The sequence below is a fragment of the Curtobacterium sp. AC272 genome, from assembly GCF_979258155.1.
This window is the reverse complement of sequence record NZ_OZ409838.1, coordinates 3,264,196-3,285,782: the sequence shown is the minus strand read 5'-3', so window position 1 is coordinate 3,285,782 and position 21,587 is coordinate 3,264,196. Positions and strand designations below refer to the sequence as shown.

General features: G+C 72.4%; 16 protein-coding genes and 7 pseudogenes. 12 read left to right on the top strand and 11 right to left on the bottom strand.

From position 1 onward, the window contains the following. Positions 1–27: 27 nt before the first annotated feature. From glmU to ACZZ0J_RS16850, 9 genes and pseudogenes are all read right to left on the bottom strand, one after another. Complete coding sequence (gene glmU / locus ACZZ0J_RS16890; RefSeq protein ID WP_463437775.1) at positions 28–1,455, bottom strand: bifunctional UDP-N-acetylglucosamine diphosphorylase/glucosamine-1-phosphate N-acetyltransferase GlmU; 1,428 nt, start codon at positions 1,453–1,455, stop codon at positions 28–30. Between the two features lie 196 nt (positions 1,456–1,651). Further along, complete coding sequence (locus ACZZ0J_RS16885) at positions 1,652–3,034, bottom strand: MFS transporter (protein WP_463437774.1); 1,383 nt, start codon at positions 3,032–3,034, stop codon at positions 1,652–1,654. Between the two features lie 145 nt (positions 3,035–3,179). Beyond that, positions 3,180–4,217, bottom strand: a pseudogene (locus ACZZ0J_RS16880) (NAD(P)-dependent alcohol dehydrogenase). 358 nt (positions 4,218–4,575) lie between these two features. Beyond that, positions 4,576–5,346 carry an ROK family protein gene (locus tag ACZZ0J_RS16875; RefSeq protein ID WP_463437773.1) on the bottom strand — a complete coding sequence of 257 codons (771 nt, stop codon included), beginning with the start codon at positions 5,344–5,346 and terminating at the stop codon, positions 4,576–4,578. Between the two features lie 282 nt (positions 5,347–5,628). Further along, positions 5,629–6,622 (bottom strand): annotated as a pseudogene (locus ACZZ0J_RS16870) (sugar phosphate isomerase/epimerase family protein). 132 nt (positions 6,623–6,754) lie between these two features. Beyond that, the gene (locus tag ACZZ0J_RS16865; RefSeq protein WP_463438217.1) at positions 6,755–7,321 is read right to left on the bottom strand and encodes a hypothetical protein; all 567 of its coding nucleotides are present in this window, start codon (positions 7,319–7,321) and stop codon (positions 6,755–6,757) included. Beyond that, a complete protein-coding gene (locus ACZZ0J_RS16860) occupies positions 7,303–7,854 on the bottom strand; it encodes a Gfo/Idh/MocA family protein (RefSeq protein ID WP_463437772.1) in 552 nt (183 codons plus the stop codon). The genes ACZZ0J_RS16865 and ACZZ0J_RS16860 overlap by 19 nt, the downstream gene beginning before the upstream one ends. Before the next feature lie 262 nt (positions 7,855–8,116). Continuing rightward, a pseudogene (locus ACZZ0J_RS16855) lies at positions 8,117–8,356 on the bottom strand (ThuA domain-containing protein); the annotation flags it as partial. A gap of 174 nt (positions 8,357–8,530) precedes the next feature. Further along, a pseudogene (locus ACZZ0J_RS16850) lies at positions 8,531–9,678 on the bottom strand (Gfo/Idh/MocA family protein). Between ACZZ0J_RS16850 and xylA the strand changes: the two are divergent. The 4 genes and pseudogenes from xylA to ACZZ0J_RS16830 all read left to right on the top strand — a co-directional run bounded on the left by xylA (position 9,677) and on the right by ACZZ0J_RS16830 (position 13,884). Further along, complete coding sequence (xylA, locus tag ACZZ0J_RS16845) at positions 9,677–11,008, top strand: xylose isomerase (RefSeq protein ID WP_463437771.1); 1,332 nt, start codon at positions 9,677–9,679, stop codon at positions 11,006–11,008. The pseudogene ACZZ0J_RS16850 and the gene xylA overlap by 2 nt on opposite strands. A gap of 12 nt (positions 11,009–11,020) precedes the next feature. Then, positions 11,021–12,489 (top strand): annotated as a pseudogene (locus ACZZ0J_RS16840) (xylulokinase). A gap of 12 nt (positions 12,490–12,501) precedes the next feature. Then, positions 12,502–13,506 carry an acetylxylan esterase gene (locus ACZZ0J_RS16835; RefSeq protein ID WP_463437770.1) on the top strand — a complete coding sequence of 335 codons (1,005 nt, stop codon included), beginning with the start codon at positions 12,502–12,504 and terminating at the stop codon, positions 13,504–13,506. A 27-nt stretch (positions 13,507–13,533) separates the two neighbouring features. After that, positions 13,534–13,884: a hypothetical protein gene (locus tag ACZZ0J_RS16830; protein WP_463437769.1), complete on the top strand. Its 351-nt coding sequence runs from the start codon at positions 13,534–13,536 to the stop codon at positions 13,882–13,884. 37 nt (positions 13,885–13,921) lie between these two features. Here the strand turns inward: ACZZ0J_RS16830 and ACZZ0J_RS16825 are convergent, their stop codons facing one another. Together ACZZ0J_RS16825 and ACZZ0J_RS16820 are read right to left on the bottom strand one after the other, a co-directional pair. Further along, positions 13,922–14,641 carry a phosphotransferase gene (locus ACZZ0J_RS16825; RefSeq protein ID WP_463437768.1) on the bottom strand — a complete coding sequence of 240 codons (720 nt, stop codon included), beginning with the start codon at positions 14,639–14,641 and terminating at the stop codon, positions 13,922–13,924. Between the two features lie 218 nt (positions 14,642–14,859). Further along, on the bottom strand, positions 14,860–15,789 hold the full coding sequence (locus ACZZ0J_RS16820) for an AraC family transcriptional regulator (RefSeq protein ID WP_463437767.1): 930 nt from the start codon (positions 15,787–15,789) through the stop codon (positions 14,860–14,862). 276 nt (positions 15,790–16,065) lie between these two features. Here ACZZ0J_RS16820 and ACZZ0J_RS16815 point away from each other — a divergent pair, with 276 nt between their 5' ends. The 8 genes and pseudogenes from ACZZ0J_RS16815 to ACZZ0J_RS16780 all read left to right on the top strand — a co-directional run bounded on the left by ACZZ0J_RS16815 (position 16,066) and on the right by ACZZ0J_RS16780 (position 21,534). Continuing rightward, positions 16,066–16,287 (top strand): hypothetical protein, encoded by a 222-nt coding sequence (locus tag ACZZ0J_RS16815; RefSeq protein WP_123672963.1) that lies wholly within the window; start codon positions 16,066–16,068, stop codon positions 16,285–16,287. 81 nt (positions 16,288–16,368) lie between these two features. After that, positions 16,369–16,530 carry a hypothetical protein gene (locus ACZZ0J_RS16810; protein ID WP_194648835.1) on the top strand — a complete coding sequence of 54 codons (162 nt, stop codon included), beginning with the start codon at positions 16,369–16,371 and terminating at the stop codon, positions 16,528–16,530. A gap of 47 nt (positions 16,531–16,577) precedes the next feature. Next, entirely contained in the window at positions 16,578–17,174 is a 597-nt protein-coding gene (locus tag ACZZ0J_RS16805; RefSeq protein WP_463437766.1) for a TetR/AcrR family transcriptional regulator, read from the top strand. 56 nt (positions 17,175–17,230) lie between these two features. Beyond that, a pseudogene (locus tag ACZZ0J_RS16800) lies at positions 17,231–18,881 on the top strand (long-chain-fatty-acid--CoA ligase). 12 nt (positions 18,882–18,893) lie between these two features. Beyond that, entirely contained in the window at positions 18,894–19,346 is a 453-nt protein-coding gene (locus tag ACZZ0J_RS16795; protein WP_463437765.1) for a hypothetical protein, read from the top strand. After that, positions 19,316–19,933 carry a glycosyl hydrolase family 18 protein gene (locus tag ACZZ0J_RS16790; protein ID WP_463437764.1) on the top strand — a complete coding sequence of 206 codons (618 nt, stop codon included), beginning with the start codon at positions 19,316–19,318 and terminating at the stop codon, positions 19,931–19,933. Before ACZZ0J_RS16795 ends, ACZZ0J_RS16790 begins: the two co-directional genes overlap by 31 nt. A 136-nt stretch (positions 19,934–20,069) precedes the next feature. Further along, positions 20,070–20,816, top strand: a pseudogene (locus ACZZ0J_RS16785) (alpha/beta fold hydrolase); the annotation flags it as partial. A 193-nt stretch (positions 20,817–21,009) separates the two neighbouring features. Next, complete coding sequence (locus ACZZ0J_RS16780; RefSeq protein WP_463438216.1) at positions 21,010–21,534, top strand: TetR-like C-terminal domain-containing protein; 525 nt, start codon at positions 21,010–21,012, stop codon at positions 21,532–21,534. Positions 21,535–21,587: the final 53 nt, after the last annotated feature.

Genomic DNA, 21,587 nt, shown 5'->3' with positions numbered 1-21,587 from the left:
ATGTCGACGACCGGTGGTCGCCAGGATCTATTCGCCGTTCGCGTGCCGAGCAGCCTCGGCCGCCGGTGTGCCGGGTCGGTGTTCCTCGACCCATCCGTCGGTGTTGCGCTGTGGGGCGTAGCTGATCGCGAGCGATCCGGCCGGGACGTCCTTGCGGACCGTCGTTCCGGCACCCGTGTACGCACCGTCACCAATCCTAACCGGGGCGACGAACACGTTGTGCGAGCCTGTACGAACGTGCGAGCCGACCTCGGTGCGGTGCTTGTGCACGCCGTCGTAGTTCGCGGTGATCGTGTTCGCACCGATGTTCGAGTCCTCGCCCACCTCGGCGTCGCCGATGTACGACAGGTGCGGGACCTTGCTGCCGCGGCCGATCTTCGCGTTCTTCGTCTCGACGAAGGTGCCGATCTTGCCCTGGTCGCCCAGGATCGTGCCGGGACGCAGGTACGCGAACGGCCCCACCGAGGCACCGTCACCGATGACCGCGAGGGTGGCGTCGACCCGGTTCACCGTCGCGCCGGCACCGACCTCGGTGTCGCGCAGTGTGGTGTCCGGCCCGACGACGGCACCCGCGGCGATGGCGGTCGCGCCGAGGAGCTGGGTGCCGGGCAGGACCTCGGCATCCGCTTCGATCGAGACGTCGAGGTCGATCCAGGTGGTGGCCGGGTCCTGCACGGTGACGCCGGCGAGCTGGTGCCGGCGGACGATGCGGGCGTTGAGCTCGCGGGCGGCGTCGGACAGCTGCGCGCGGTCGTTGATGCCGGCGACGAGCCACGGGTCGGTGAGCGTGACGACGTCGATGATCCCCCCGCGCCCGGCGATGAGCGTCGGGGCGTCGGTGATGTACTTCTCGCCCTGTGCGTTGGCGGTCGTCAGCGACGGCAGCACGGCACGCAGGTGGGCGGCGTCGAAGGCGTAGATGCCGGCGTTCGTCTCGGTGATCGCGAGCTGGTCGGCCGTCGCGTCCTTGTGCTCGACGACGCCGACGAACGCCCCGGAGCTGTCCCGCACCACGCGCCCGAGTCCGGTCGGGTCGGGTGCGATCGCACTGACGAGGGTGACGGCGTTGGCCGCGCCGAGGTGCGCGTCGACCAGCGTCCGGAGCGAGCCGGCGTCGAGCAACGGGACGTCGCCGGAGAGCACCACGACGGCACCGTCGAAGTCGGCGGGGAGTGCCTGGACCGCGACCTCGACCGCGCGGCCGGTGCCGGGGACGTCGTCCTGGTCGACGACGATGGCGTCGGGCGCGCGCTCGGTGATCTCCGCTGCGACCAGGTCACGCTCGTGCCGTACGACCACGGCCACGTGCTCCGGCCCGAGGGACGACGCCGTCCGCAGCACGTGCGCGATGAGCGGCAGCCCGGCGAGCCGGTGCAGCACCTTGGGGGTGGACGACTTCATGCGCGTGCCCTGCCCGGCGGCGAGGACGACGACGGCGATGCGCTGGTCGGTCATGGGTCCATCCTGGCGCACCCGCGCTTCGGAGTCCGGTGGAACCGCGGCCCTGGCAGAACCGTGCGCACAACCGCACGGGTGACGTTCCTTCCCATCACCGTCGGGATGGAAAGCGGGATCGGGCGTACCTGGCCGGAAGGAACGACCAGCTACGCCCGGAACGACCAGCTACGCCCACACCCCTACGCCCGAACACCTACCCGCGCAGCACCCGCGGCTCGGGCTTCACGAACGCCATCAGCACCAGCCCCACGACGAGCACCACCACGATCCCGAGGATCCCGAAGCGCGTCGAGCCGCCGACCGTCACCGCGACACCGAACAGCGCCGGCGCCAGGAACGACGCCGCCCGGCCGGTGGTGGCGTAGAGGCCGAAGAGCTCGCCCTCGCGGCCGGGGGTCGCCAGCCGCGCCAGGTACGCCCGCGACGACGACTGCACGGGTCCGACGAACAGCGCCAGGGTCAGGCCCAGCACCCAGAACCACTCCGTCCGACTGCCGACCGCCAGCACGCCGAGCCCGCAGGCCGCGAGGCCGATCAGCGAGACCATGATGAGCGCGCGCGAGCCGAAGCGGTCGTCGAGGCGTCCGGACACGAAGGTGGCGATGCCGGCGACGACGTTCGCGGCGATGGCGAACAGGATGACCTGCGAGGCGCTGAACCCGAACACCTGCGCCGCGATGATCCCGCCGAAGGTGAACACCGCGCCGACGCCGTCGCGGAACACCGCGCTGGCGACCAGGAACGCGAGCACGTTGCGTCGCTCGCGCCAGAGCCGGGCGATGTCCCGACCCAGGTCGCGGTAGGCACCGAGCACACCGCCGGTGTGCCGGTCGTCGGGCGCGGCCTCCGGCACGACGATGAAGAGCGGGATCGAGCTGACCGCGAGCCACACGGCGGCGATGCCGATGGCGACGCGGACGTCCCACTGCCCGGTCGCGACGGTGGCCGGCAGCTGCAGGAGTCCACCGACGACGCCGTCGCCGCGGAAGTCCTGGATGCAGAGCACGAGCAGCAGCACGAGCAGCACGATGCCGCCGAAGTACCCGGCGGCCCACCCGATCGCGGACACCCGCCCGGTGCGCTCGCCCGACGAGATCTGCCCGATCATGGCGTTGTAGCCGACGCTCGCGATCTCGTACGCGACCGTGCCGATGCCGAGCAGCGCCGCCCCGAGCACGAGGTACGGCTGGCTCGGCGCGACGAAGACCATGCCGCCGATGGACAGCACGATGCCGATCGTGGCGATGAGCACGGACCGGCGGCGGTGCCCGGACGAGTCCGCCAGGCGCCCGATCGCGGGGGCCACGAGCGCGACGACGATGCCGGCGATCGTCAGTGCCGTGGAGACCACCGCGGCGTTGTGGGCGAGTTCACGTTCCACCAACGCCGTGCCCGCGGCGGACGTGTCGGCCACCTTCGCCGGGTCGACGAACGCCCGGCTGGCCAGGTACGTGCTGAACACGAACGTGGTGACGACGGCGTTGAACGCCGCGGACCCCCAGTCCCACAGCGCCCAGGACACGAGCGCGCGCCGGTCGGTGCGCTGCGGCACGACGGCGGCCGGTGAAGCGGTCATGCGCGAACCGTAGCGCGTCCCGGTGACGCACCGGTGGCCCCGTTCCGGGTCACGTGCCGGACGGGAGGCCCGTGGCGGCCTGGCCACGGGCCTCCCGTCCGCCCTGTGCGGTGTCCAGCACCCGGCGCGCGTCGCGCACGCCGGCTCAGGCGGGCACGCCGCCGGGGTAGACGACCGACTTGAGGGACTCCGGGTCGGTGTCGCTCTCGAGTGCCTCGCGGACCTCGTCGAGGCCGAACCGACCCGTCACGAGCGAGTCGAGGTCGATCTGCCCGGACGCGACCAGGCCGATCGCGACGGGCCACGTGCCGGTGTAGCGGAAGATCCCGGTGACCGTGACCTCGAGGTTCTGGATGTGCTCGATGGGCAGGGTCATCTCGGAGTTGCCGAGCCCCGACGAGCACCGCGGCGCCGGCCGGTCCGACGGCCTTGATGCCGTCGGACACGGCACGGGGAGCACCGCTGGCGTCGATGAACGCGTCGACCGGGGCGATGTCCGAGGCGACGGACACCACGGTCGGGTCGACGACCTCCGTGGCGCCGTACTGCAGCGCACGCTCCGGCGCTCGGGGACCAGGTCGCTGATGACGATCCGGGTGGCGCCGAAGGCCCGCGCGGTCTGGGCGCAGATGATCCCGATCGGACCGGCACCGGCGATGAGCACCGAGGACCCGGGGACGATGCCGGCCTTGCGGACCGCGGCGATCCCGACGGACAGCGGTTCGAGCAGGGCACCGGCCTCGAACGAGACGGAGTCGGGCAGGACGTGGGCGAACTCGGCCTCGATCGTGACGAACTCGGCGAAGGCGCCGTCGACCGGCGGGGTCGCGTAGAAGCGCATGTGCGGGCAGAGGTTGTAGCGGCCGGCCAGCGCTGCGCGCACCGGTGGCACGGGCGCTGCGGTTCGACGGCGACGCGCTCCCCGACGCGGGCGGGGTCGACGCCAGCGCCGACGGCGGTGATCGCTGCCGGACAGCTCGTGACCGAGGACGAGGGGCTCCTCGACGACGAAGTCCCCGATGCGGCCGTGGCGGTAGTAGTGCACGTCGGAGCCGCACACCCCGACGGCGGCGACCCGGACGAGCACGTCGCCCGGTTCGACCTCGGGCACGGGGCGGTCCTCGACGGTCAGGTCCTGGGTCCCGAGCAGCACGCTGGTGCGCTGGCGCTGGATGGAGGTCATGGGGTTCTCGCTTCCTCGGCCGCGGCGGTGCGGTCGGACGTGGGGTGGTGGAGTGGTCGGACGTGTGGGTGGTCGTGGAGTCGGCTGGGGCGGGCCTCGGGACGAGTCCGGCTGCCGTCGGGTCGCGCAGCAGGTCGCGGAACCCGAGTTCGGCGGCGCCGCGGAGCAGGACGTCCCGCCCGAGGGCTGCCGGCACGACGCGCAGCCGGTCGGTCATCGCGGCCATCGTCTGCGCCCGGACGTCGTTCTCGACGCGGTCCCTCGACGTGTCCGAGCAACGTGCTGAGGAACCCGCCGAGCACCACGACCTCGGGATTGACGGTGTGGATCGCGTTGCGGAGCGCGGTGGCGAGCGCCGTCACCTGACGGTCGACCACCTGCTCGACCTCGGGCCGGTGCTCGGCGAGCGCTGCGGCGAGCGCGTCGAGGTCGTCGGGCGGTGTCCCGGTGACGTCGGTGAGCGCCGACCGCGACGCCTTCGGTCTCCGAGGCACCCGACGGCGCCGCAGTGGCACCGGATGCCGTTCGCCGCCACGAAGGTGTGGCCGAGTTCCCCCGCGTACCCGTCGGCGCCGCTGAAGGGCCGCCCGGCGCTGACGATCCCGCCGCCGATGCCGCTCGCGCCGCCGTTCAGGTACACGAGGGCGTCGACTCCGCGGGCGCTGCCGTACAGGCGTTCGGCCCAGGCACCGAGGTTGGCGTCGTTCGCAGCCCGGACGGGCAGGCCGAGACGTTCGGCGAGCGGCACCGCGAGCGGTTCGTCGCGCCAGCCGAGGTGTGGGGCGTTGCGGACGGTGCCGTCCTCGACGCGCACGATGCCGGGAACGGCGACCCCGACGCCGACGATCCGGGTGCCCGGGGCTGTCCGTGCCCGCGCGGTGGTCCGAGTGCTCAGCACGCCGAAGATCCGTTCGACCGCGTCGATCGCCCGGGCTGCTGTCGGCACGGTGGCCTGCGGCTCGACGAGCCGGTCGCGCACGGTGCCGTCGAGGGCGACGAGGGTCACCTCGACCGCGTCGATCTCGACCGTGACGGCGGCGGCGAGCACGTCGCCCGACGCCCGCACGACACCGCTCGGACGTCCGACCCCGACGCCGGGGGCACCGGCGGAGGGCATCTCCTCGAGCACGAGTCCGGCCTCGACGAGTTCGCCGACGAGCGCCAGTACCGGTCGAGCGGGTTCAGGCCGGTGCGCCGGGTGAGTTCGGCGCGGGTGACCGGGCCTTCCTCGTGCACCAGGCGGAGGACGCGCGCGGCGTTGCCGGGTGTCGCGGTCGGTTGCCGGACCATGGGCCTCCTCGTCGGTTGGTTGGTTGCGTCGGTGGGTGGGGCTGCGCCGAGTCTCGCGCTGAGCGACAGTCCTCGCGCTCGCGGGCCCGCGAAGTCGCTCAGCCCGAGTCTCGGCCCCGGCTCACGCCCGCGACTGCGAGAACGCGGCGTCGAACGAGGCCTCCGGCGGCGCGATCGTGCCGAGCTGCCGCACGAACGCCAGCGCTCGGGTCCTCCGACGAGTCGGTCCATGCCGGCGTCCTCCCACTCGACGCTGGTCGGTCCGGTGTGCCCGATGTGGTTCAGCACGCGGAACACCCGCTCCCACGGCACGTCGCCGTGTCCGGCGGTCACGAAGTCCCAGCCGCGGCGCGGGTCGCCCCACGGCAGGTGCGAGCCGAGCCGGCCGTTGCGCCCGTCGAGCTGCTTCACCGACTCCTTGCAGTGCACGTGGTACACCCGGTCGGCGAAGTCGAGCAGGAACGCGGCGGGGTCGAGGTCCTGCCGGACGACAGTGCGAGGGGTCGAAGTTGAACCCGAACGCCGGCCGGTCCGCGAACAGCTCGAGCGTGCGCTTGGCGGTCCAGTAGTCGTAGGCGATCTCGGACGGGTGCACCTCGAGCGCGAAGCGGACCCCGACTTCCTCGAACACGTCGATGATCGGCGACCACCGGTCGTGGAAGTCCTGGTACCCGGCGTCGATCATGCTCGGCGGGACCGGCGGGAAGCCCGCGACGGTCTTCCAGATCGACGACCCGGAGAACCCGGTGACGGTGTCGACCCCGAGCGCTGCTGCGGCGCGGGCGGTCCACTGCAGTTCCTCGGCGGCACGCTGCCGGACGCTCCTCGGGCTCGCCGTCGCCCCAGACGTGCGGCGGCAGGATGTCCTCGTGCCGCTGGTCGATGGGGTCGTCGCGCACGGCCTGGCCGACCAGGTGGTTCGCGATCGTCCAGACGCGCAGCCCGTTGCGTTCCAGGATCGCCTGCCGCTCGGCGACGTACGAGCGGTCCGTCGCGGCGCGCCGGACGTCCAGGTGGTCGCCCCAGCAGGCGATCTCGAGTCCGTCGTACCCCCAGTCGCCGGCGAGCCGGGCGACCTCCTCGAAGGGCAGGTCGGCCCACTGTCCGGTGAACAGCGTGACCGGCCGGGAGGCCCGGTTCGGCTCCGCCTGGTCGCGCTCGCGTCCGTCGTCGTCATCGTCGTCGTCCTTCCGTGCGGTGGTCGGGGTCCGTGCTGTGGTCGAGGTGCGTGCTGTGGTCGAGGTCCGTCACCACGATCCGGGTGCGGACCCGGCGGGGACGGTGGCGGGTCGCTCGACGCGCGAGCGCACGTCGACGACCGCGTGGTCGCGGGCCGCGGCCGAGACGGCCTCCATGACCTCGAGCACGTGGAACGCGAGGTCGCCCGAGGCCCGGTGCGGACGGTCGGTGGCGATCGCGTGCGCCAGGTCGGCGAGCCCGTACCCACGGCCGGCGTCGGCGTACCCGGCGGAGACCGGCAGCCTGCGCCACTCGCGGTCGTCCGCCGTGGCGATCGACACCGGGTCCGAGAACCGGTTCGGGTCCGGGACGCCGAGGGTGCCGCCCGTGCCGGTACACCTCGAAGAGCGGTGCGCGTGGCCCAGACCTCGAACGAGACGGTGACGGTCGAGACGACGCCGTCCTCGCGCTCGAGCGATCGCGACCACGTGGGTGTCGATGTCGACCGGGATCGCCGTGCCGGCGTTCGGTCCGGTCGCGACGGTCCGCTCACGGGTGGAGCGGGCGGCGCTGCCGCTCACCCGGACGACCGGTCCGAAGAACGTGACGAGGCTGGTCAGGTAGTAGGGGCCCATGTCGAGCAGCGGGCCGCCACCGGGCTGGTAGTAGAACGCGGGCGCCGGGTGCCAGAGCTCGTGACCGGGGCGCTCCAGGCGACGGCCGCGCCGACCGGGGTGCCGATCAGGCCGTCGTCGAGGGCGGCCCGAGCGGTCTGGATGCCGGTGCCGAGCACGGTGTCCGGAGCACTGCCGACCCGGAGGCCCGCGGCCCGGGCCGCCTCGAGCACCGGTTCGGCCTCGGCCGTGGACATCGCCAGGGGCTTCTCGCCGTAGACGTGCTTGCCCGCGGCGAGCGCCCGGGTCGCGACGTCGGCGTGGGCGGCGGGGATCGTGAGGTTGAGCACCACGTCGACGTCGTCGGCCGCGAGCAGCTCGTCGACGCTCGTCCCGCGCACGCCCTGTGCGGCGCCGACCGTCTGCGCCCGGTCGACGTCGAGGTCGGCGACCGCGACGAGCGACAGGCCGGGCAGGGCCGGGAAGTGTTCGAAGTACTGCTGGCTGATCACGCCGACGCCCACCACCCCGACGCGGAGGACGGGTTCGTTCACCGTGCTGCCCACAGGAGGCCCCTCTCGATGATGGTGCGGAGTGGCTGCGACTCGACGACCTCGAGGCGGTGCCCGGGCGCGGAGACGAACACGCGGCCCTCGCCCCACTAGCCGTGTCCAGATCGCCGGTGCGGTGACCGGTCGGTTCCAGGCGTCGAAGTCGCGCGCTTCCTGCGTGGTGGTCGCGAGGACGTCGTTGTACTCGTCGGAGCACCCAGTACTGCTCGGTGACGAGGTCGAAGTCCTCGATGCCCTGCGTGATCGGGTGCGACCGTCCGAGGTCGGTGAGGTGCACCGTGTACGGGATGTAGTTGTCGGACTGTTCCCCGACGCGCTCGTCGGGGTGCTTGCCGGCGGGGGCGAACTGGCCTCTCGACCATGTGCAGGTAGTCGGCGGTGTCCGGAACGCGTCCGCGATCCCGCCGTGCCAGCCGGCCAGTCCGGCGCCGTTCAGCACCGCGCGCTGCAGCCCGGCGAACTCGTCGTCGGCGATGGTCGACATGCGTGACGACCTGCACGATCGTCGACTCCGCCATGACGGACTCGTCGTAGACGGCCGTCGAGTCCGACACCACCGCGAACCCGTTGTCGCGCAGCCGGACGAACAGGTCGGTGGTCTCGACGGGCTGGTGGCCGTCCCAGCCTCGCGGACGACGAGCGCCTGGTGTCGCGCGGGTCACGCGGTCACCGTCCAGCTGCTGCCGTCGGCGGCGCTGCGTTCGACGGCGTCGAGCACCCGCTGCACGTGCAGGCCGTCCTCGAACGAGGGCGACGGCTCGGTGCCGGCGACGATCGCCTCGACGAAGTCCTTCACCTGGTGGCTGAAGGTGTGCTCGTACCCGATGAGGTGTCCGGTGGGCCACCACGCCGCCATGTAGGGGTGCTCGGGTTCGGTGACCAGGATGCGGCGGAAGCCCTGCTCCCGCGGGTGCCGACGACTCGTACAGCCGCAGTTCGTTCATGGACCTCGAGGTCGAACTGGATCGCGCCCTGACCCGCTGATCTCGAGCGTCAGGCCGTTCTTCCCGGCTGCGGCGGCGCGCGGCCTCGAACGTGCCGATCGCGCCGTCGGCCGCACCGCCGCCGAGTCGGGCGGTGAAGAACGCGGCGTCGTCGACGGTGACCCGCCCGCGCTCGCTCGATGCCGTGCCGGAGAGTCCGACGCCGTCGGCGAGCAGGGGGCGCTCGGTCGCCGAGCGTCTCGAGCAGCCCGGACACCCGGGTGAGGCTCGGCGCCGGCGACGTGCCGACGCAGGTCGATCGCGTGCGCGCCGATGTCGCCGAGCGCACCGGAACCGGCGAGCCCTGGTCGAGGCGCGCAGGTCATCGGGCCGTCCTCGTCGGCGAGCCAGTCCTGCAGGTAGAGCGCGGACCTGGCGTACGGTGCCGATCCGGCCGTCCTGCACGAGCTGTCGGGCGCAGGCGATGGCCGGCACCCGGCGGTAGCTGAACCCGACCATGGCGCGGACCCCGTGCGCCCGGGCTGCAGCGGCAGCGGCGGTCATCGCCTCGGCCTGTTCGACGGTGTTGGCGAGCGGCTTCTCGCACAGGACGTGCTTGCCGGCCTCGAGCGCGGCGATCGCGATCTCGACGTGCGACGAACCGGGCGACACGATGTCGACGACGTCGATGTCCGGATCGGCCACGACGGCGCGCCAGTCGGTGGACGCCGACTCAGCCGTACTGCACGCGAGCCGCCTCGGTGCGTTCCGGGTCGCGCCCGACGATCACCGCCATCTCGGGCTCGACCCCGAGGTCGAAGAACCCGGGGGCGGTCCCGCCACGCTCAGAGTGTGCGGCTCCCATGAAGCCGTGCCCCACCATGGCGATCCGCAGTCGTTGCTGCCGTCGAAACACTTGCCATCCGCTCGCTCCTTCGCGATCACGTCCTTACCACAGCCAACACTACCGCTTATGTTGGGCGCGGCAACATTTTGTTTCGACGACGAACGGTGACCACCATGGCAACGACGCCCACCCGCTGCCAGACAAGTTCTCCTTCGGTCTCTGGACCATCGGCTACAACGGCCTCGACCCCTTCGGCGGGCCGACCCGTCCGGCCCTCGACGTGGTCGAGGCGGTCGAGAAGCTCGACGAGCTCGGCGCCTACGGCCTGACCTTCCACGACGACGACCTGTTCGCGTTCGGCTCGACCGACGCCGAGCGGCAGACGCAGATCGACCGCCTCAAGGGTGCGCTCGACTCCACCGGCCTCATCGTGCCGATGGTGACGACGAACCTGTTCTCGGCGCCCGTGTTCAAGGACGGCGGCTTCACCTCGAACGACCGCCAGGTCCGCCGCTTCGCACTCCGCAAGGTCCTGCGCAACATCGACCTCGCCGCCGAGCTCGGTGCGTCGACGTTCGTGATGTGGGGCGGCCGCGAAGGCCCCGAGTACGACAGCGCGAAGGACGTGCAGGCCGCACTCGAGCGCTACCGCGAAGCCGTCAACCTGCTCGCCGACTACGTCACCGACAAGGGCTACGGCATCCGCTTCGCCATCGAGCCGAAGCCGAACGAGCCCCGCGGCGACATCCTGCTGCCGACCCTCGGCCACGCGATCGCCTTCACCGAGACCCTCGAGCGCCCCGAGCTGTTCGGCATCAACCCCGAGGTCGGCCACGAGCAGATGGCAGGCCTGAACTTCACGGCCGGCATCGCCCAGGCGCTCTACCAGGGCAAGCTCTTCCACATCGACCTCAACGGACAGCGCGGCATCAAGTACGACCAGGACCTGGTGTTCGGCCACGGCGACCTGCAGAACGCGTTCTCGCTCGTCGACCTGCTCGAGCACGGTTCGCCGCAGGGCGGCCAGGCCTACGACGGCCCGCGCCACTTCGACTACAAGCCGAGCCGCACCGAGGACATCACGGGCGTCTGGGACTCGGCGGCCGCGAACATGCGCATGTACCTGCTCCTCAAGGAGCGCGCGCAGGCCTTCCGCGCCGACCCCGAGGTGCAGGCCGCGCTCGAGGCCTCGAAGGTCGGGGAGCTCAGCACGCCGACCCTGCACGACGGCGAGTCCTACGACGCCTTCCTGTCCGACCGCTCCGCCTACGAGGACTTCGACGCCGACGCGTACTTCGGCGGCAAGGGCTTCGGGTTCGTCCGACTGCAGCAGCTCGCCATCGAGCACCTGCTCGGCGCGCGCTGACAGGCTGCAGGGATGACACAGCTCGTCGCCGGCGTCGACTCGTCGACCCAGTCCTGCAAGGTCACGATCCGCGACGCGGCGACGGGTGCCGTCGTCCGTGAGGGACGTGCCGCCCACCCGGACGGCACGTCCGTCGATCCCGCCACTGGTGGGACGCCCTCGGCACCGCGGTCGCGGACGCCGGCGGGCTCACCGACGTCGGCGCCGTCGCGATCGCCGGGCAGCAGCACGGCATGGTCGCACTCGACGCCGACGGTCACGTGGTCCGCGACGCCCTGCTCTGGAACGACGTGCGCAGTGCGGATGCGGCCGCGCAGATAGTCGAGGAGATCGGACGGGAGTCCTGGGTCGCCCGGACGGGACTGGTCCCGGTGGCATCGTTCACCGGTACCAAGCTGCGGTGGCTCCGCGACGCCGAGCCGGACGACGCCGACCGCGTCGCAGCCGTCGCGCTCCCCCACGACTGGTTGTCGTGGCGGCTGCGCGGGTACGGCCCGGCCGACGAGAGTCCGCTCGGCCCCGACCTCGACGCACTCGCCACCGACGCCTCGGACGCCAGCGGCACGGCCTACTGGGACCCGGTACGCCGGGAGTACGACCCGGAGCTGTTCGAACTCGCGCTCGGTCGCCCGATGCGCGTCGCCGGCTCCGAGCCGACCGCGGACACGGTCGTCGTGCCACGTGTCGTCGCCCACGACGAGGCGATGGGGACGCTCGACGTCGACGTGACACTGCCGAACGGCGCGGTCGCACCGTCCGGACTGGTCGTGGCGGCCGGACTCGGCGACAACGCCGGCGCGGCGCTCGGACTCGGGCTCGCCCCCGGCGACATCGCGGTGTCCCTGGGGACCAGCGGGACCGTCTTCGGCGTCACCGCGACCGAGGTCCTGGACCCGAGCGGGACCGTGGCGGGCTTCGCCGACGGGACCGGGTCGCGCCTCCCGATCGTCACGACGCTCAACGCAGCCCGCGTGCTCGAGGTGATCGGCGGCCTGCTCGGCGTCGACCACGACACGCTCGGCGAGCTGGCGCTGCAGGCGCCAGCCGGGGCCGACGGCCTCGTGCTGGTGCCGTACTTCGTCGGCGAGCGCACGCCCAACCGGCCGGACGCGACCGCGTCACTGCTCGGGATGACCCCGGGCACGACCGACCGACCGCACCTGGCGCGCGCCGCGGTGGAGGGCATGCTCTGTGCCCTGGCCGACGGACTCGCCGCGGTCGAGGGGACCGGCGTGACCGTGTCACGACTGCTGCTCATCGGCGGGGCAGCGCGGAACGAGGCCGTCCGGACCGTCGCCGCGCAGGTGTTCGGGCGCGACGTGCTCATCCCGGAACCCGGCGAGTACGTGGCCTCCGGGGCCGCGCGTCAGGCAACCTGGGCATTGACCGGCGCGCTGCCGTCGTGGGACATCGCGACGACGACCGTGCCGGCGGACCCGCACCCCGAGGTGCTCGAGCAGTACCGCGCCGCGGCGCGCTGACCGAGGAGACCCATGGCACGCACCGACCTCCCGCTCGACGAACTCCGTCGACACCGACCCGAGGTCCGGCGACCGGCCGACTTCGACGCGTTCTGGGCGGACACGATCACCGCGGCCCGGGCGGCCGGAGCGGAGACGGCTCCCGTCCTCGCTCCGGCCGACACCCCCGTGACCGGACTCGTCGTCGAGGACCTGACGTTCCCGGGGTTCGCCGGCGATCCGGTGCGCGCCTGGGTCTCGCGACCGCTGGCCGGTCGTGCGACGGCGCTGCCCGTCGTGGTCGAGTTCCTCGGCTACGGCGGCGGCCGCGGGCGCCCCGGCGAACGCGTGCACTGGGCCCTCGCCGGGTACGTGCACGTCGTCATGGACACCCGTGGCCAGGGCAGCGGGTGGGCCGGTGGCGACACCCCCGACCCGCACGGCTCCGGACCGCACGCGAGCGGGTGGATGACGAGCGGCATCGGCTCCCCCGCCGACCACTACTACCGCCGCGTGTACACCGACGCCGTCCGCCTGGTGGACGCCGTGCGGACGCTGCCCGGTGTCGACCCGTCACGCATCGCCCTGACCGGCGGCAGCCAGGGCGGCGGCATCGCCATCGCCGCAGCTGCCCTGGTCGAGGCCCACGTCGGCCCGATCACCGCGGTCCTGCCCGACGTCGCGTTCCTGTGCGACTGGGAGGGCGGCACCGACATCGCCATCGGCGGCCCGTACCTGGAGCTCGCGACCTACCTGTCCGTGCACCGCGACGCAGCCGACACGGTGTGGGACACCGCGGCGTACTTCGACGGGGTGAACCACGCCGCCGGCATCACCGCCCCGGCGCTGTTCTCCGTGGCCCTGATGGACGACGTCGTGCCGCCGCGCACGACCTTCGCGGCCTTCAACGCGCTGGGGTCGGACGACACGCACGCGTCGGCCGACCGCCGGATCGAGGTCTACCCGTACAACGGGCACGAGGGCGGCGGGTTCCGGCACTGGGAACGACAGGTGGCGTTCCTGCGCGCACGGGCGTGACGGCGATGACCGCGTAGCGTGCCACGCATGGGCGTCAGGAACTTCCTCGTGGAGGGCGTCTCCGGTACCGGGAAGACGGCTGTCTGCCTCGAGTTGCGCCGGCGCGGCTTCCCGGCGGTGAACGGGGACCGTGAACTCGCGTACCAGGGAGATCCCCGCACCGGTGCCGCCGTCGACGCAGCGACGCTCGACGACCGACTCGATGCGCGCGCCGGCGACGAGTGGGCGGGGCGGGGCCGCACGGCCGAGCGGGCCCTGGTCCGTCAGCTCCACACGTCCGGTGCGGACACGCCTCCCGGCACGCCGATCGACGCGACCCGGCCGCTGTCGGCGGTCGTCGACGAGGTCCTGCGGCGGTGCGGCCTGCTCGGGGCGTGACCGACGACCACCCCAGGCCGCCGCGTTCGCTCGCCGCTCACTCCCCCGAAGCGCGCTCGATGCGCTCGAGACCCACCCGGCACCGGTCGACGTACTCGCCGTACCGGTCCGGCCGCTGCTCCCGCGCCCACCGGGTCACGTCGACGAGGTGCAGCGCGGTGAGCGACGCCAGGGTCGCGTGGTCAGCCGGAGTGGCCAGCCCGGCGGCGGCGGTGAACTCGTCGTACTCGGCCCGCGAGATCGTCTCGTCGACGAACGCCCACTCGAACACCCGACGGGCGTCGGTCCACGGTGACGGACCGGTCTCGGCAGCACCCCAGTCGATGAGCACGGGCGCACGACCCGGTCCCCGTGCGATCAGGTTCCGCGGTGCCAGGTCGCCGTGCGCGACCCCGAATGCGAAGTGCTCCGCGGCCAGCCGCTCGAAGTGCCTCCGGAGCGCGACGGCCGAGGCGTAGGCGCCGTCCCGGCGGAGTGGATCGTCCGCGACGAGCGCTGCGCTGTTGTACGCCAGGTGCGCCGACCACGCCCGAGCCAGGTCGGTGCCGAAGCGGGTGTACAACGACGGCGGCGCCTCCGCCAGGCTGATCGAGGCAACGGTGCGCGCGGACGACCCGAGCCACGTCCAGGGTGCTCGATCGGCCGCGGGTCGGGTTCGACGTACTCGGACACGATGAAGGGGACGCCGTCCTGGACACCGTGGCCGATCGGACGAGCGACGGTGATGCCCGCTGCTGCGGCCGCTCGCGCGGCCCACGCCTCGACGGGGAACTCGTCCGAGCGCAGGGGGTCGACGGGGAACCGCACGACGACGTCGGCACCGGCCGCTCGCCGCACCCGGTACGTGTGGTTCACGGATCCGCCCAGCAGCCGTTCGGCCTGGCCGTCCGAGGTCCCGACGGCGCGCAGGACCGCGTCCAGTCGGTTGCGGTGGGTGTCGTCGTCGAGCACGCACCCATCATGACCGTCGCGGTGTCACGCCCGCCGCATCGTGTCCCGGGGGTACTCGCCGTGGCGCTCGAGGTAGGCGGCCGAGAACCGACCAGCGTGGGCGAACCCCCACTGCCGGGCGACGTCGGCGATGCTGGTCCCCGCCGGGTCGGCGTGCAGGAGCTCGTCGCGCACCCGGTCGAGACGGACCCCGCGCAGGTAGCCGTTCGGGCTCACCCCGAGCTGCCGCTGGAACGCCTGCTGCAGTGCACGCAGGCTCAGGGAGGCCACCTCGGCCAGGTCGGTGCTCGTGATCGGCAGGTGGGCGTGCTCGTGCACGTACTCGACGGCCCGGCGGATGTGCGCGTTGCGCGGGAGCAGCAGTTCGTCCGACAGCGTGGCCGACACGACCGGGTACAGCTCGAGCAGCGCCAGTGCCCCCAGCCGGCCCATCTCCGCCTGCAACAGCGGCGAGACCTGCCGATCCAGCACCGTGTGCGAGATGAGCTTGACGGTGTTCCGCCACATCGTCACGGCCCGGTCGTCGGGTTGCACGGTGTGGTCGAGCTGCACGCCGCCCGACGCCGCGCCGCGCTCGCCGGCGACCTCCTCGAGCGACGCCCGGTTGATCTGGACGAGACGCTGGTCGTAGTCCTGGTACGTGAACGCGGCGCCGTCCTGCGGCCAGAGCTGCGGCCGGCCCACGGCGCTCACGAGTCGGTCGTCACCCTCGCCGATGAAGCCGGTACCCCGGGTGATCCACTGCACGACGAAGTCGTCCGACGGCGTCATGACACCGTCGAGGTGCCCGTCGAACCGGATCGCGCGCAACGTCATCGTCGAGTCGCCGACCGCCGAGTACCGGAAGGTGAAGGGCTGCGCGGTCGTCTCGGCGCGCCATTCGGAGGCGTCGTACGCGCCGACCAGGAAGTCGCGTGCTTCGTCGACGTCGGCGGACCGGACGTCGTCCTGCACGCGAGCTCGTTCGTCTGTCATCGGTTCACCGAGAGCAGTGTGACCGAACGGATGCGCGTCGTCCGTGTCGCTGTCCGAGAAGCGCTACCGACGATCGTCGGCGCGTGGACCGGATGCTCGTGGCGACGGGACGATGTCCGGATTTCGACCGCCGGGCCGCTCCCGACATCCGCGATCCGTCGAGTCTCCGGTCCTGGCGCGCACCGACGACCCCGCTGCTTCGTACGGTCGTGTCATCCAGCGGCAACGGGCCGCTCAGGAGAACACGAGGACGACATGACCGCCGTGACCGCAACTCCGGTCCACCCGATCAGCGCACCCAAGCACGCCTTCGAAGCGACGTCGGTGTCCGGCCGGCGCAACCGCCACCGCGGCGGCTTCAGCGAACTGCGGGATGCCCAGCGACAGCGCACGCTGCAGATCGCTGCGGTGAGCACCGGGATCGTCTCGGTGAGCGTCCTCGCGTCCGCCGCCGCCGTGCTCGGACTCTCCGCGTGATCCGCGACGGATCCGCGGTCGAGGACGTCCGCACCCAGGCCATCGACATGACCGCGCTCTTCGCAGAACAGGAACGGCACGATGCCTGACCAGACCACGCTCGAGCAGCTCCGCCAGAGCCCGGTCGAGTGGCGACGACGCGGTCTGACGCCGCCCGCCGACCTCCACGAGATCGTCCAGGCTCGCCTCAGTGCGCACATGGGTCACGCCGACCCGTCCTACGCGGACTTCTTCGTGTCCTGACACCTGCCGCCGTCCGCACCGATCGATAGGGTGATCCACACTTCCCCATGACGCTCCTCACACTCACGCCCCCGGCCGTCGAGACGACCGCGCAGCGCACCGCATCCAAGGCCGCCGACGACCTCTTCACGGCGTACGGCGTGATCCCGGTGCGCTTCGAGGACGTCGCCGCGCACGCGGGCATGAGCGTGGACGAGCTGACGGCGGCCTACCCGTCCAAGCAGGCGCTCGTGGTGGCGGTCCTGCGACGCTGGCACGGTGCGTGGCGTCGGGCCCTGGACCACATCGCCACCACCTCGGCGGATCCCCGCGACGAGATCCTCGGCATCTTCAGCTACCTCGAGGAGTGCTTCGCGGACGAGGGGTGGCGGGGCTGCGCGTTCATCAACGGACACGCCGAGCTCGGACGGCAGGACCCGGAGATCGCCGCGCTCGCAGCCGAGCACTTCCGCGACGTCGCGAGCCACCTCACGTTGCTCTGCACCCGTGCGGACATGCCGGCGCACATCGCCGAGACCCTGTCGCTGCTGGTCGAGGGCGCCCGGGTGGAGTCAGCCGTGCAGGGGTCGGCGAAGCCGGCCCGGAGCGCGCGACTCGGAGCGGCCATGATCATGTCGGTGTTCGAGGAGCGCACGACGTTCTGACCGGGGGCCGGACGTATGATCCGGGGAACCACTCGTCACCGAAGACGGAGACCGGAATGACGCGCACCGAGCCCACCACCACCGCTCACCACGGCACCCCCAGACCGACCCGAGCCACCGCCTCGGTCGCCGCGATCCTGGCCGAGTCCGCCGCGCGGTACCCGGACGACGTCGCCGTGATCGTCGGTGACCACCGCACCACCTACGCCGAGCTGTGGTCCGAGACCCTCGCCTACGCCGGAGCACTCCGGGCCCGCGGGGTCACCGAGGGATCGCGCGTGGCGATGCTCGTGCCGAACGTCGCGGACTTCGCCCGCGTCTACTACGCCACGCTCGCACTCGGCGCCGTCGTCGTCCCCGTGCACGCGCTGCTCAAGCGGCGCGAGATCGAGTACCTGCTGCAGGACAGCGGCGCCATGCTGCTCGTCTGCGCTGCCCCGCTGCTGGCCGAGGGCGCAGCCGGTGCCGAGCTTGCCGGCGTCGACGTCATCACGGTCCTCGCACCGGCCGACCACGACGACCGCGACAGCCACGACGGCCACGACGGCCACGACGGCCCGGACCGCCTCGAGGCCCTGGCCGCGGCAGCCGAACCCCTCGACACCTACGTCCCCCGCGACCCCTTCGACACCGCGACGATCCTGTACACGAGCGGGACCACCGGCAAGCCGAAGGGTGCAGAGGGCTCGCACTTCGCCCTGCTCGAACAGGTCAACACGAACCTGATGAGCACCTTCGACATGCACCGCGGCGACGTCCTGCTCGGGGCGCTCCCGCTGTTCCACACGTTCGGTCAGACCTGCACGATGAACACGGGGTTCCGCGCGGGCGCCACCATCGTGATGCTCCCGAAGTTCGACGGCGACGCAGCGCTGTCGGCGATGGTCGAGCACGGCTGCGAGATCTTCATGGGGGTGCCGACGATGTACATGGCACTGCTCGACGCCGCGACCCGCAACGACGCGAGACCGGACCTGCGCTACGCGATCTCGGGCGGGGCGTCTGCTGCTGTTGGCCGTCCTCGAGCGGTTCCAGACGGTGTTCGACGCGCCGATCCACGAGGGCTACGGCCTGACCGAGACGTCGCCCGTGGCCACCTTCAACCACGTCGGCCGAGCGCCGCGACCGGGGACGATCGGGACGCCCGTGTGGGGTGTCGACGTCGAGATCGCCGACCCGGCCACGCCCGACGCGATCGTGCTGCTGCCGCACGGCGAGATCGGTGAGCTCGTCATCCGCGGGCACAACCTGATGAACGGGTACCTGGACCGGCCGGAGGACACCGACGCGGCGATCGTCGACGGGTGGTTCCGCACCGGCGACCTCGGCACGAAGGACGACGACGGGTTCCTGACGATCGTCGACCGCACCAAGGACATGATCATCCGCAACGGCTACAACGTGTACCCGCGGCAGGTCGAAGAAGTACTGGCGACGCACCCGGACGTCACCATGGCGGCGGTCTTCGGCGTCCCGCACGAGCTGCACGGCCAGGAGATCGAGGCCGCCGTGGTGCTCCGAGCCGGCGCGACCGTCAGTCCGGACGAGCTCGTCCACTTCGTGTCCGACGAGATCGCGGCGTACAAGTTCCCGCGCGTCGTGCACGTGGTCGACGCCCTGCCCCTCGGACCGAGCGGCAAGGTCCTGAAGCGGACGCTGGTCGAGCAGTTCAGCACACCGGTCGACGCGGCGGCTGCTCCGGCCTGACACACTCGGGGCGTGATCACCAGGCCGCGTTCCGCATGCTTCGCCGTCGCCCTGACCGCGGGCCTCGTCCTGTCCGGGTGCGCCGGCCCCGCGGGCGTGGGCGCCGGTCCCACGGGCGCGGACGTCAGCACGCCCGCCTGGTTCGACGTGACGGGCTTCCAGCCGGAGGGAGCGGACCCCGGGCTGATCGACGCCAGCGCATCGGCGTTGGACGTCGTCGGCGTCGACGGGCTGCTGCTGAGCCGGACCGGCGAGCGCGTCACCGCACCGTCTCCCGAGGCCAGGACACAGCGCGACCGGGCGCACGCCCGCGGGCTCGAGGCGCAGCTGCTCGTCAGCAACTACGCCGACGGCGACTTCAGCGAGCCGATCGCCCGGAGGATGCTCCGGTCCCCGCCAACCGCTCCCACGTCGTCCGCGCGCTCGCGACCGACGTGCGATCCGGCGGGTGGGACTCGGTCATGATCGACCTCGAGGCGTTGACCGCGGCCGACACGGCGGGTTTGACGGCCTTCGCGCGGGAGCTCCGTGCGGCGGTCGGCGACGACGTCCGGCTCGACATCGCCCTGTCGGCGTCGACGACCGCGGCCGGGTACGCGCGCATGGGGTACGACCTCCGGGCACTCCGCGCTCCGCTGGACCACCTCACACTGATGGCCTACGACCAGCACGGCCCGTGGGAGCCGGACGCACCGGGGCCGGTCGGGTCGTTGCCCTGGGCGGCGGAGTCCGCCAGGGCGCTCGCCACCCTCGCGCCCGCCGACCAGATCGTGCTCGGCGTCGCCGGGTACGGCTACCACTGGAAGGGGCCGCGACCGGCGGGGCAACTGTCCGACGACCAGGCCCGTCGTCGCGTCCGGAAGGCCGGCGTCACCCCGACCTGGAACGCGACAACAGGCGAGTGGACGGCGGCCCTGCCCAGCGGCGAGGTGCTCTGGTGGTCCGACGCGCGGTCGCTGCGCGAGCGCGTGGCCCTCGCCGAGCGGCTCGGCCTGACCGGGGTCGCCGTCTGGTCCCTGGACCTGTCCGACACGCTGGTCACGGTGCACTGACGGCGACCGACGAGCGGACGGGAGGCCTCGGTGCGGGCCCGCCACGGGCCTCCCGTCCGCCGCCGCGCGACGCAACCGCCGTGGCGGGCTTGACAGCGTAGGCTAATGGTCTTAGCTTTAGCTAACACACTTAGCCATGGAGGCAGTCATGCTCGAACACCTGCGCACCGACGACGGCACCATCGCGTACGACGTCAGCGGCGACGGACCGCTCGTCGTCCTCGCACACGGCATGGGCGACAGCCGGCACGCGTACCGGTTCCTGGTCCCCGAACTCGTCGCCGCCGGCTACCGGGTGGCGAACGTCGACATCCGCGGGTGCGGCGACTCGAGCACCGCCTGGCCGTCGTACCAGCGCGCCGACATCGCCCGCGACCTGGTCGCCGTCGTCCGGCACCTCGGCGGCCCCGCGGTCATCGTCGGGCAGTCGATCAGCGGCGGGGCGGCCACCATCGCCGCCGCCGATGCCCCCGACGTCGTCACCGGCATCGTCGAGCTCGCGCCGTTCACGCGCAAGCAGTCGTTCGACCTCGGCGGCCTGCTCCGGAACCGCCACCACCGTGCCGGCACGTTCCAGCTCGCCAAGGTGATGACGACCGGGAGCCTGGCCGGCTGGCTGGCCTACCTGGACCTCGCCGTGCCGACGAAGCCGACCGACTGGACCGAGGAACTGGGCCGCATCGAGTCGACGCTGCGGCAGCCGGAGCGGATGGCGGTGCTGCGCGCGATGACGAAGACCTCACCCGCCGACGCCGGGGCACGGCTGGCGGACGTGCAGTGCCCGGTCCTGGTCATCGAGGGCAGCGCCGACCCGGACTGGGCCGTCCCGCGGGCCGAGGGCGAGCGGGTCCTGGCCGACCTGTCCGACGGGCTCGGCGAGCTGGCCGTCATCGACGGTGCAGGCCACTACCCGCACACCGAGACCCCGACCGAGGTCCTCGCGCTCGTGCTCCCCTTCCTCGGCCGCACGCTCGCGCCGGTCCGGTGGCCACCGTGGCTAGGGCAGGACTCGACCCCGCCGCCGTCACCACCGCCGCGGCGGGCTGGCCGACGAGATCGGGCTCGCACGGCTGAGCATGAGCGTCGTCGCCGAGCGGCTCGGCGTGAAGTCGCCGTCGCTGTACAAGCACGTCGACGGGCTCACCGACCTGACCCGCCGGATCGCGATCCTCGCCGCGAACGAACTCGGCGACGACCTGCGCGACGCGATGCAGGGGCTCGCCGGGCGCGACGCCGTCGAGGCGGCCGCGCAGACCGTCCGCCGGTACGTGCAGCGGCACCCCGGTCGGTACGAGGCGACGGTCGGGATCCGTCCCACCGGGCCGGACGACCCGTTGGCCGTCGCCCTGGAGCGCACCCTCGCCTCGTTCGCAGCGGCGCTGCGCGGCTACGGGCTCGACCCCGCCGACGAGGTGCACGCGCTCCGCCTGCTGCGCAGTGTCCTGCACGGCTTCGCGACCATCGAGACGTCGGGCGGGTTCCAGATGCGCACCGACGTCGACACGAGCTTCGGGTGGATCATCGCGTTCCTCGACCGGGGGTTCCGCGCGACGACCGCCGCCGCCAGTCATGGTCACGATCCGGACTCCCTGAACCGGTAGGGTTGTCACGAGCCAACATTCACTGCGGAAGGTGTGCCATGCCCCTCGACGAT